The organism is Anaerobacillus alkalilacustris (assembly GCF_001866005.1).
GTDB classification, from domain to species: Bacteria; Bacillota; Bacilli; order Bacillales; family Anaerobacillaceae; genus Anaerobacillus; species Anaerobacillus alkalilacustris.
Genome location: NZ_MLQR01000001.1, coordinates 806,317 through 818,671, shown reverse-complemented (window position 1 = coordinate 818,671; position 12,355 = coordinate 806,317). Strand labels below are relative to the sequence as shown.

The 12,355-nt window shown below is 32.7% G+C and carries 10 protein-coding genes and 1 other annotated feature; of the genes, 6 read left to right on the top strand and 4 right to left on the bottom strand.

The window, feature by feature from the left end; translation table 11 throughout:
- Positions 1-194, top strand: a 194-nt coding sequence (locus BKP37_RS20285; protein WP_211271415.1) for a hypothetical protein, incomplete at its 5' end; no start/stop codon positions are given.
- Positions 195-358: 164 nt separating this feature from the next.
- Here BKP37_RS20285 and brnQ read toward each other — a convergent pair.
- Together brnQ and BKP37_RS04070 are read right to left on the bottom strand one after the other, a co-directional pair.
- On the bottom strand, positions 359-1,681 hold the full coding sequence (brnQ, locus tag BKP37_RS04075) for a branched-chain amino acid transport system II carrier protein (RefSeq protein WP_071308365.1): 1,323 nt from the start codon (positions 1,679-1,681) through the stop codon (positions 359-361).
- A 148-nt stretch (positions 1,682-1,829) separates the two neighbouring features.
- Positions 1,830-2,079 (bottom strand) — a binding site (T-box leader).
- A gap of 122 nt (positions 2,080-2,201) precedes the next feature.
- Entirely contained in the window at positions 2,202-3,179 is a 978-nt protein-coding gene (locus tag BKP37_RS04070) for a DMT family transporter (protein ID WP_071308364.1), read from the bottom strand.
- Positions 3,180-3,362: 183 nt separating this feature from the next.
- Here BKP37_RS04070 and BKP37_RS04065 point away from each other — a divergent pair, with 183 nt between their 5' ends.
- Positions 3,363-3,824 carry a DUF6232 family protein gene (locus BKP37_RS04065; protein ID WP_071308363.1) on the top strand — a complete coding sequence of 154 codons (462 nt, stop codon included), beginning with the start codon at positions 3,363-3,365 and terminating at the stop codon, positions 3,822-3,824.
- Between the two features lie 393 nt (positions 3,825-4,217).
- Here the strand turns inward: BKP37_RS04065 and BKP37_RS04060 are convergent, their stop codons facing one another.
- Positions 4,218-4,781 (bottom strand): DUF1836 domain-containing protein, encoded by a 564-nt coding sequence (locus tag BKP37_RS04060; RefSeq protein ID WP_071308362.1) that lies wholly within the window; start codon positions 4,779-4,781, stop codon positions 4,218-4,220.
- 130 nt (positions 4,782-4,911) lie between these two features.
- Here BKP37_RS04060 and trhA point away from each other — a divergent pair, with 130 nt between their 5' ends.
- A complete protein-coding gene (gene trhA, locus BKP37_RS04055) occupies positions 4,912-5,559 on the top strand; it encodes a PAQR family membrane homeostasis protein TrhA (protein ID WP_071308361.1) in 648 nt (215 codons plus the stop codon).
- 317 nt (positions 5,560-5,876) lie between these two features.
- Here the strand turns inward: trhA and BKP37_RS04050 are convergent, their stop codons facing one another.
- Complete coding sequence (locus BKP37_RS04050) at positions 5,877-6,356, bottom strand: hypothetical protein (protein ID WP_139193048.1); 480 nt, start codon at positions 6,354-6,356, stop codon at positions 5,877-5,879.
- 203 nt (positions 6,357-6,559) lie between these two features.
- On the opposite strand from BKP37_RS04050, the gene BKP37_RS19890 reads away from it, so the two are divergent.
- The 3 genes from BKP37_RS19890 (at position 6,560) to BKP37_RS04040 (ending at position 12,349) form a co-directional block, all read left to right on the top strand.
- Complete coding sequence (locus BKP37_RS19890; RefSeq protein WP_169823075.1) at positions 6,560-6,727, top strand: hypothetical protein; 168 nt, start codon at positions 6,560-6,562, stop codon at positions 6,725-6,727.
- A 1,068-nt stretch (positions 6,728-7,795) separates the two neighbouring features.
- The gene (locus tag BKP37_RS04045; RefSeq protein ID WP_071308359.1) at positions 7,796-8,953 is read left to right on the top strand and encodes a glucose-1-phosphate adenylyltransferase; all 1,158 of its coding nucleotides are present in this window, start codon (positions 7,796-7,798) and stop codon (positions 8,951-8,953) included.
- Between the two features lie 606 nt (positions 8,954-9,559).
- Complete coding sequence (locus BKP37_RS04040) at positions 9,560-12,349, top strand: response regulator (protein WP_071308358.1); 2,790 nt, start codon at positions 9,560-9,562, stop codon at positions 12,347-12,349.
- The last annotated feature ends 6 nt before the right edge of the window (positions 12,350-12,355 follow it).

The window sequence follows — 12,355 nt, the reverse complement described above, 5'->3', positions numbered from 1 at the left end:
TTAATATTGGTAAGAAAGAAGGAAAGTTATTGCCACGCTTGGGCTATGTAGGCGTGAAATCCCCTACATATACGGTTTGGTGGGATTGGAAACGACAATCTATTGTCCGTGGAAAATACCGTCAACTGGCTAGTGTAAATGAGTCACTAGGAGAAATTAAAAGAACTCTTCGCCTGAAGAAGAGTTCCTCTTAAATATTATCGAAAAATGCTCAACTTTGAGTAATTTTAGATGAGTTAAGGGAAGCGGCTTGGAGTAAATCTGTTTGTAGGAAATTTGCAGTGTAAGAACATAATTTTAGCCAAAAAACTGGCATTCTACTCAATCGATAGAGTAGAATGCCGTTTTATTTTTACAATTATGCCGCGTTATTTGATTTTTCTTTCTTTATTACTGATGATTTCTTCATCTTTTCTAAAAAGAAACCAACAAATCCTCCAACTATCGCTGGTAGGAACCAAGCTAAACCTAACTGAGCTAATGGTAATTGGTCGATGAACCTCTGGATAAAAGTAATTTGTAAACCGTACATTGATAAACCATCGTATAAACTTACGAGACCAGTAAATAATACAGTTCCACGATAAACCATTTGTGACCCCTTGAATAAACGATCCAAAAACACTAATGTAACTAAAACAATTGTTAGTGGATAAACCATTACTAAGACAGGAACTGATAATGTAATGATTTGATTTAAGCCGAGATTTGAAACAAATAGACTAAAAAGAACAATTGCTGTAACTGAAGTTTTATAACTTATTTTTGACGTATGTTTTGTAAAGTATTGACTACACGCAATAGTTAAGCCAACACAAGTTGTAAAACAAGCAAGAAGAACGATGAGCCCGAGTAGCATTTTTCCATTAGGTCCAAATAGTAAATTAGCAGCACTTGATAAAATCGAACTACCATTTTCATACGAACCTAATCCTGTCATTTTAACTCCCATCCACCCTATGGAAATATAGACGAAAGCAAGTCCGATTCCAGCAATGATCCCAGCTTTTACTGATTGCTTTAATAATATTCGTTGATCAGTTATACCTTTTTCTTTAAAGGCAGTGATGACGATAATACCAAAAGCAAGAGCAGCAATTGTGTCCATCGTTAAATAACCTTCTATAAAACCTGTGAAAAAAGGTGAAGCCTCATATTTTGCACTTGGTGCGCCAGGTACATACTCAAGGTTAAAAAAGCTAGCTACTGCTAAAGCGATAATTGCTAATAATAATGCTGGCGTTAACCATTGACCAATACGATCGACCATTTTTGATGGATTAAGACTAACAAAATAAACCAGTGTAAAGAAAATGATTGAAAAAAATAATAAAAAAGTACTCCCATCAGCAAAAGGTTTTACACTCATTTCAAATGCTACAGTAGCACCCCTTGGAATTGCGAAAAATGGGCCTATAGCAAGATAAACGGCTGTAATAAATACAAAACTAAACAGCGGATGGACACGACTTGCTAATCCTTCGGCACCACCTTTGACAAGAGCGATAGCTGCAATCGTTATGATTGGTAATCCTACACCTGTAATAACAAAACCAATCATTGCTGGCCAAAAGGATGATCCTGCTTCCATCCCTAAAAATGGTGGGTAGATTAAATTCCCTGCTCCAAAAAATAAAGCAAATAACATAAGTCCTACAAGTAATGTGTCTTTCATTTTCATTGATTTTTCCTCCAAAATTATTATAAAAAATCTGTGACTTTACCTAAATTGAGCATAAAGAATACCAACTTGGCGATTAGCAACCAGGTTGAGCGTAGTTTTCATTCTTATACCTTCAATAATAGCAAAATAAAAAACTCCCCCCTAAATTAGGGACGAGTTTAATCGCGATACCACCCTACTTCTGCTAACAAAACCATTAATGTTGCGGCTCTTATAACCAACGTACTAACATACGTGTTTCTTTGTAACGGCGGACTCCGCGGCGAAAGCTTACTAGTGTGTTCGGCTCTGCATCTCAGAGATGATTTTCAGAAATAATGAAACAGTGACTTGCACCAGGAGTCAACTCTCTATAGTTAACATATATTTCTTACTGTTATCGTCGTAGATTTTCTATAACTGAATTTTACAACAATTATGATTGTATAATATTTCTGATTTTTTTCAAGTCTTTTTCGATAAGATTAAATATTCTGATTTCAGTGGTTTTAATACTAAAGGTACAGCAGTGTTAGTCTTAATTTGCTTTCGTATATACTGGTAAATTTTTCTCGGATTTTATTTTATTGGAATAGTAGCTATGGGCAAGCATTCCGACTACAATTATGAAAAGGCCTAGAGTAGCAAGTTTGCTTGGAAATGGACTTGAGAGGAGTAAAACTTCACCAATTACAACAAATAGAACTTGCATTGATTGGGTTGCTTCAACGGATGCTAGTTTGATATGATCATCTCTTACACGGTTAGTAGCTATAAAAAACAATAGAGTGGCAATTACTCCTGAAGTGATAGCGACAATAAAAGATTGAAGCAATTGATCAGTAGGTGGAGCACCTACTTTAACAAAACCAACGATAGCGATGATAAGCCAAAATGGGATCGTTGCTAATGTCATTCCTAACACTCTTTGGAATGTATCTAACCTTCCGCCGCATATTTCCATCATCTTTCGATTTCCTAATGGATAGGCAATGGCTGCAATCATAACCGGTATAACACCGACAAGTAATCCAAGTATTGATAAATTGTTAGCATTTTGAAATTGAATAAGCACCACACCAAGTAATATAAATGAAGAAATGCCTAGCGCGTGTAATGGTATTTTATTTCGAACTTTTATAGGTCCTTTTGGTGTTTCTACTGTATAGAGAAATAAAGGACCTAGCAAAACTCCAGTTACGATTACTAATTGCCAAGTACCAGCAACTAACCAACCTGGTCCGTAAGCAGCGGCATAGGTGATAGGGGCATAAAAGAGCACGAAACCGACAAAGCTCCATCCTATCCATTGTGTTGGCTGCTTCTTCATTTCTATTACTAATTGTTTTAAATTACCTCTCATTTGCACGATAATGAATAAGAAAGGTACCATAAAGAAAAATCTTAACGAAGAACTCCACATCCAACTACCACCTGAGAGATCCATAGAACGATTTAAAATGAATGTTACTGCAAAAAACATTGATGCTAAAATGCCAAGCGAAATTTCTTTCAAAATAATTCACCTCATTAAAATACAAAATACATAGATTAATCATACTTTTCTTTATTTAGTAATGCTACATATTTATTAGATTATTAGACAAAGAATAAAAAGTAAGAAATGAAACTTTATCATATGTTTGTCTTACTAAACATATGATTTCTTAATGAGAATTAATAGAATGGCGGTGAGTGTATGAGTGAGATTATATATTACAAAAGTGAAGATGCTAAGATTATAGTTACTGATCGTTATATTCGTATATTTGAACTTTCATATAAAATTGAACACATAAGAAGTGGAGAGGCTTTCGTTGGAAAACCAGATCAAACAGTAAATTTTTCACTTGCCCTTATAGGAATAGTTTGTATTACCCTTGGTAAAGTTCGATCAGGCCAACTAAATCAAATTTTAGACATTCATGTACTCTTTTCGGCATCTAATTATTTTGACCTGATTGGACTTGTTTTTATCTTAATAACATTGTTAATTACGTTACCGCAATCAGAGCGATATGCAATTAAACTAAAGTTTAAAAGTGGAAAGCAAAAAGTAATTATGATAACAGAGAAGAAACATTTTATAGAATTATCGAAAATAAACAAAGCTATTAAGCAAGCAATACGTTATTCAGATTTTAAAACAAAAATATCATAATAGTGACTAATGTTTGTAAAAGTAAACGGAGTAATGTGATCCACTTATCCCACTTTTAAAGGGTAGTAATACACTTATCTAAAAATTTAAGAAAATTTAAAAGTTTAGGTGGGGGAAAGGAACACACCGACTGATTGAAGTTCAGCTTTATGAATTCTTGTGCTATTTGAAAAAAATTCGGTGGACATGTTATCGTTTAAAAAAAGCTAACAAAACCAACACTGTTAAAAAGGAGTTGGTTAAATGGACGAAGAAAACTTTTTTGAAAGGTTTATTTTGGGGAACTTTATTTAGTCTACCTTTATGGATGGCTATTATTGGGTGGCTAAAATTAATTATTAATATGTAGACAAAAGAGGTGCCACATAAATGTGCACCTCTTTTGTGTTGTTACTAAGAAAGCTCATCTATCAACTTCTCAGCAACCTTTCGATACATATTACTAGTATGAATTAATGAAGCAATTAATAAAACTTGTTCCAATTCCTCGGTATTGTTTGCTTCTAACTGGCGAACTTCAACAGTAACTTCTTTGGCTTTCTCTCGAACATTTTCTTTAAACGATGAGACATTGCTTGAAAAAAGGGTCAGATACTTATTATACAAAGCATCTAAATCTAGCTCGGTCTTTTCGATTTTATCATTAATACTCTTTAGTGTAGTTTTAATATCGTTTATAGATAGAGACCCTTTTAATTGGTAAATCATGCTTAATAAAATAAGGTGTTCTTTTGAATACTTTTTATTTTTTATTGGGAAAAATACTTTGCCTTTCGCATAATTGTTAATCATTGTTTTCGTTAAAACCTTTTCTTCTTTCGTACGTTTTGTAACATCAAATTTACTTTCAAATAGTTGAATGACTTGATCCATATAAAGATCAATGTTTGGGATGTCATCTAATGTGATGGTTTGCTCTAAGTGTAAATTATTTATTATTTCATTCATATTTTTCATTACTTAAACCTCATTTTTTCTTATTATTATACGTGAAATATTTCAAAAGGTAAAGTTGACTATTTGACGGCGTTGTAATATTATTATAAGTAGTATCGAAAACTACATATCGAATTAGGGGGATTTGAAGATGGGTACGTACATTCGTGAACCGATAAATGGATTGACACATTTGGGCGGCGCAATATTGTCATTTGTTGGCTTAATTGCTTTGGTAATTAAAGCTTCTATGGTAACTGGGTCGCCAATTTCAATAGCGGCAGTAATTATTTTTGGTGTTAGTATGATATTGCTTTACTCTGCATCAGCCATCTACCATATGGTTATTGCCAAAGATAAAATCATAGGTGTTTTGAGACGGTTAGATCATTCAATGATTTATGTATTAATTGCAGGCTCCTATACACCCTTTTGTTTAATTAGTTTAAGTGGCAGCAACGGGTGGATATTGTTTGTTTTTGTAATTATGCTTGCCATTAGTGGGATTGTTTTTAAAATGGTGTGGTTCGATTGTCCTAGGTGGTTATCCACGTCTTTATACATTATCATGGGGTGGCTCGCTATCTTTATTTTCTCACCATTAGCAGACAGTTTAAGTCATGTTGGTCTGTCTTTATTAGTTGCTGGGGGGATTTTCTATACAATAGGCGGAATTATTTATGGACTGAAGCCAAAGTTTCTTCTATTCAAATATATGGGCTTTCATGAAATCTTTCATATTTTTATTTTGCTCGGTAGTTTGGCACACTTTTTATGTGTTTATTTGTTTGTACTATAAAATAGACTAAGAATAAAAAGAAGAGATGGTCATCGATTTATGACCATCTCCTCAAAACCTTTACCCATACATTCTACTTCTGGGGTCGTATCGATCTTACTTTTCCACAGTAACACCTCATTTCATTCATGTTAATAACAATCTTGAAATTTCTTGTCGCTGTGCAAGCTAACCACCTCATTTAAGGTTTAATCAATACCACCTACATGTTATTTATTTTAACATCATCATTAGGATGATGGGATAGGGTTGTGAGGGCTTTTGTCCCCCTCGATAAATAGTATGTCCGGAGTTTTTATCTTTACTAATGGAAAATTTTACTTTTGTTTTTCCATAGGGTTAACCATAATAAGGTCTTGATTTAGTTGATCTACATCGGAAGTTCGTATGACTAATTGTCCAAAAAAAATTTCATTAATATTACCGTCTTTTGAATAGGAAATATACTCGAAATATATATATGTATCATAAATTGAATCAGTTACATCTTCATATTTTACGGAAATGTACTGAGAGTAACTGTTATTATTTGTTGGATGAGTGAAAACATCAAAATAAGGAATATCTACACCATCGATAATTGGATGAGGGAGGTCTAGTGTTTGAAAGCTCTGAAAAAATGCCTTAATTTTTTCATTATCTGCATTTGTTAATGTTTTTGAATATTGTTGTTCAATAATTTCTTGAATGAATTTTTTAGTGTTTTTTTTAACAGCATCATTACTTGCATAATAGAAAGAACTTATTATTATCGATCCGATCATCAATATAAAGAAGAGTAGCGCGAATCTTTTCATTTCATCAACTCCTAGTACATTTTCAAGTGCTAAGTATATCATAAATATGCACTTATATATGATGTATAAAACTTTGTAGATGGACATTCTTTTTAATAAATAGCAGAGTTAAAATTTGGACCTTACAGATGTCGCATAAAAAATTGTAAAGAAAAGATTATAATAGGGTGAAAAAGAATTCTAAAATGAGGAGATGACTAAAATTGGTCAATCAAAACTTAGATAAATTTACTGATGTTGCAAATAAACATAAATCACCACATCTAGGTGGGGATACCTCTGGTGATGAACGTATAAGCGAAACAGATCGAAGTCATAGTAGAGGTATAAATGAAGGTGCAGAGGGACGTACTAATACAAAGAGTGACTAACAAATAAATACGGTCAAACAATGAAAATTGTTATAGTAGAAAAGTACTATTAAAAGTATGCTGATCCTAAGCTAAGGTAACTTTCAATTCTGATTTTATAGATCGTAAGACTGGTGATTTGAGTATAAGCAATTCTTTTGTGGGTAAAAAACTTTAGTTAAGATGGTTTTATCTGAATTTTTTTAGGGTAAAAGACCCCCCACCTCTAAGCGTAGCGTAGGTGGGATTTTCCGATGTTTCAGCTTGCTGAAACGAGTTCACTTAATTTAATGAAGTTTTAAGAAGGTTATTTCTATAATTTATGATTGTTCGTGATGGAGGAAAGTAATACAAACAAGATCAATTACTAATGACCAAAAAGTTGATAGGGAGTTGTCGGGATAATATTGAAAAAGAATTAAATTCAGACCATAACGCTTTGTGTGTTATGGTCTTTTGCTATTGCTATTTTTTAATAGTTTCTCAATTCAGTTAATGATAAAAGCATCGTTTGCATAATCGATACTTTATAAAGAGGATCTAAATGTATTAAAATTTGACGCAATAGTCATTAAGCTATACGGAGACTTTTAGTTGAAATTTGTTACAAAGTAACCTAAACCTAATAATTCTTGTATTTATATTGCTGATTTAATTACTTTCTAATAATTATTCACGTAGATTTGCTGTTTCACTTTAGGTAAATCCACTTAATATCCAAAATATGTATAAAATGTGAACGGAATTTTGACGAATAAAAAAAATGTTTTAGATTTAATTCGACAAAGAAACGTAAAAATAATATTTTCTTTTACTGATCTCTTTTTGTTATTTAATAAAAAGGTAGAGAATTGTCAATAAGGGTCGGTAATAGTCAGAATATTTTATTAAGAAAAATAGAAATCCTATGGTACTATAAATCTCGTTAAAGTATTCAGCAAAGTTAAACGGAGGGTAATTATGATTAAACTTGATGTAGAGATCAAAGAAGAATTAGAAATTACTATGGACGATCATGAAGAAGATTTGTACTACAAATTATGGGAAGATGATCGTTTGTAATTAATATAACAAACCTAGGAGGCAAAAATGAGAAAAAAACAATGTGTGGCAATGTTATTAGCTGGTGGAAGAGGCACCAGATTACAAGATTTAACAGATGAAAATGCTAAACCAGCAGTACCGTTTGGCGGAAAATATCGTATTATTGATTTTACATTGAGTAATTGCCGTAATTCAGGAATTGATACAGTTGGAGTATTGACACAGTATCAGCCTCACATATTACAAAACTACGTTGGTAGAGGAGATGCTTGGGATCTTTATAAAAGAAATGGTGGTTTAACAATCCTTCCACCATATCAGTGTAAAGACTCTGATCGTTGGTATGAAGGTACTGCGCATGCACTTTATCAAAACTTACATTACATAGAACAACACAATCCGGAAAATGTTCTGGTGATTTCTGGTGACCATATTTATAAGATGGATTACAATGACATGCTACAGCAGCATATTGAAAATAACGCAGATGCAACTATCTCCGTAATGAGTGTTCCGTGGAAAGAAGCAAGTAGATTTGGAATTATGAATATAGATGAGTTTAGTAATCGAGTTGTTGAATTTGAAGAGAAACCTAAATTTCCAACTTCAAATCTAGCTTCAATGGGTATTTATATATTTAAATGGAGTGTACTAAAAAAATATTTAGAACAAGAAGAAAGAAATGATTTTTCTTCAAAAGATTTTGGTAAAGATATCATACCTTCCATGCTTAGAAATAATCAATCTATGTATTCATATAAATTCCATGGTTACTGGAAGGATGTTGGTACAATAGAAAGTTACTGGGAAGCGAATATGGATCTGTTAGAGCGAGATAAAAATATCTTTTTGACAAGTCAAGAATGGGAGATTTGTACTGTGGAAAATAATTATCCACCACAATATCTCGATAAAGATGCACTAATTAAACAATCGATAGTTGGTGGCGGAAATGAAATATACGGTAATGTTGAACACTCTGTATTATTTGGTGATGTAAAAGTTGGCAAAGGGTCTAAAGTTAAAAACTCTGTTTTATTAACAGGGGCAAGAATTGGTGAGAATGTTCTTATTGAAAATGCGATTATTGGAGAAGGGGTTTCAATCCCTGATAATTACACGATAACGAGCTCTGTTCATAAACAAATTACTCTAGTAGGAAAGACAATTACAGAAAATTTAATTTACAGTAGTGTAAAATAATTATTTTGTTACACGGACTAAAGTCCCGCTTACGATAAAGTAGGTGGGATTTCTTGTGTTTCTTATATGAATTTGGCAAATGAATTTTATCCCACTCTTATGTGGCAGTAAGACGTCAATCTTAAAATTTAAGAAAATTGAAAAGTTTAGGTTAGGAATAACTTTCATCAGTGGAGGGCGAATTGAAGGGAAAAACCTCCACTGATTGCATTTTAGCTATAATTGCTGCATGAATCTAAAATTAGATGCGAACCGTTCAGCGTAACTACGTATAGTATCTTAGTGTCGAGAATAACAAAATTCATTAAATCAAAACTATTTATCAATACTCTTATGTCTGTGTAGGAATATGACGAGTTTCATTAATGAATTTATGAAATAAAAGGAAATATATTAATTTTTTTGAAATAAATATATTTAAACTTTTGAATATGTAATATAATGGGTTGTATATATAAATGGCATAAATCGATAGATAGCAACAAAAACATCTACAAATAATCATAAGTTTTATGAAAGAAAAAAAGCATTTACCAAATATAGTAATTATGCTATTTTGAATAATAATGAAAACATTATATTAATAAGTTGGGATGAGGAAAATATATGAAGTTCAAGACAAAACTCTACGCGAGCATAGGATCAATCATAGTGTTAATTTCTATTATTGTCATTATTTTAATGAATATGCTTGAACAGTCAACGGTAAATATGCATGTAGTTGTTAACGAGTTGTATGAACGGACAAAAATGACATCTACAATAAAATATGAAACTGCTAATATCGGAAGAGCATTAAGGGAAATTACTGCTAATCCAACAGGTGATGAAGTAGATATTTCAGTTATGAACGAATGGGAAGAGGCACATGTGAATTTACGGTTAGCACTTGAGACGCTTGAAAAGATGGATGCACAAGTGAAATCGCAGGAATTAATTGCTAAATTTAGAACATTACATGGTGCCTATCAGGCTAATGCAACCCAAATCATCACCCTTCAAAAGGTGGATAAAAATGCCAATGTTGAACCGTTTTTGAGTAATGATGCAAAGATTACTAGACAAAGAATGCTCCAAATGGCTGAAGTTCTTCACGGATTACAGGAACAAGAGTTAAAAAATGAGTTGTTTAGAACGAGAGAATCTTATAGTTTAGCAGTTAAGATGATTTATATTTATCTTGCTCTTAGTTTAAGTTTAGGAGTAGGATTCACATTGTGGATAATAAGAAATATTACAAAAGATTTAAATAATGTAACAACTGTATTAAAGAGCGTATCAAACACTAATACTGAAGCGTTACCTAGGATTGAGATTTCGTCAAAAGGTGAAGTTGGTGCTATAGCTGTTGCATTTAACAAAATGGCGAGAACACTAGAGGATAAAAGTAGTCTTGAGAAACAATTAAAGGAAGAGGCAGAAGAATTAAGCTGGTTAAAAACAAATATTGCTGAAATTGCTACAATGTATCCAGAAGTTGAAAATGTTAAAATGCTTGCTAAATCACTAATTACTAAACTCGTCCCAATGATCGGAGCTAATTATGGTGTGTTCTATATTAAAGAAACTGAAGGAAACGATCATTACCTTAAGAGGATAGCTACATACGCTTTTTCAAATGATCAGCCCCAGTTTGAACGTTTTCGTATCGGTGAAGGGCTTATCGGGCAATGTGCAGCTGAAAAACGTGTTATATTATTAAATCAAAGTAATGATACAGGCATTCGAATCCAAACTGGATTAGTACAATCCTCACCAAAAGCGATTATTATGGTTCCGATTGAATTCGAAGGAAATGTCCTTGCTGTAATTGAAATTGCTTCATTAAATGGCATTAATACTCTTCAAATAAAACTTCTTGAAGAAATTGTTGGAAATGTTGGAATGACAATTAATAGTATTAGAAACCGTATGGCCGTAGAAAGACTACTAAAAGAATCACAAGCATTAACAGAAGAGTTACAGGCTCAATCTGAAGAATTACAAGCTCAATCTGAGGAATTACAATTACAACAAGAAGAGTTAAGAACAGCAAATGAAAAACTTGAAGAGCAATACGAGAACTCTGAAAATAAAAAACAGGAACTTGAAAAAGTAAGAGAAGCGCTTGAAGAAAAAGCTCAACAACTTGAAGTTAGCTCACAATATAAATCTGAATTTTTAGCTAATATGTCTCATGAGTTGAGAACACCGCTTAATAGTTTGTTAATTTTAGCTCAAATACTTACAGAGAATGAAGAAAAGAACCTTTCATCGAAACAACAAGAGTATGTTCGTACAATCTATTCTTCGGGGACAGATTTATTACAATTAATTAATGATATTTTAGATTTATCAAAAGTTGAAGCAGGGAAAATAGAGCTTATTTATAGTAAAATAGAGTTTGAAGAGCTACAAGAATTTGTTAAAAAGCAATTTTCTCCTATTGCTATTCAGAAAAAAGTTGCTTTTAATATTGAACTCGCACCCAATTTACCTAATGTATTATTTAGCGATGAGCAACGGTTGCATCAAGTCTTAAAAAATATGCTTTCTAATGCGTTTAAATTTACAGAGACCGGAAGTGTGTCTTTAGTTATTCGTAAAACAACAAAAAAAGAGTTGGGAGAGCATAGGTTTAACAATACCACTGCCCAATCCATGCTTGTTTTCTCGGTCATCGATACTGGTATAGGAATAGCGAGAGAAAAGCAAAATATCATTTTTGAGGCGTTTCAACAAGCAGATGGTACGACAAGTCGTCAATTTGGTGGAACTGGGCTAGGGCTATCTATTAGTAAGAATATTGCATTTTTGTTAGATGGGTTTATTGAAGTAGATAGTGAGGAAGGTAAAGGGAGTACTTTTACATTTTATTTACCGCTATATGAGTCAATGGATGAAGTAGCTCATGAAATTCCTAATGAGGAAGTAGCTGCATCTGTAGATCAACCCGTCCCTTCAGTAATGCTACTTGAAAATCAGGAAAAAGCACCAAGTAGAAGTAAATCAAATGATAACGGTCAATCCTTGCTGAGAGGGAAAAAGGTTCTTATTGTTGATGATGATATCCGTAATGTTTACGCACTAACAACAGCACTAGAAAAATATCAAATGGATATTATTTACGCCGAAAATGGTCGCGAGGGTATCGAGACTTTACATGAAAATCCAGATGTTGATTTAATTTTGATGGATATTATGATGCCCGAGATTGATGGATTTGAGGCCATGAGAAGAATTCGAAGTATACCAAAATTTAAAACACTTCCTATTATAGCGCTGACGGCTAAAGCTATGAAACATAGTAGACAAGAATGTTTAGATGCTGGTGCGTCTGATTACATTAGTAAGCCGATTATTTTAGATCAACTGTTTTCTCTAATGCAAGTATGGTTGTATAGTAAGGTCGAATAGGAGTTA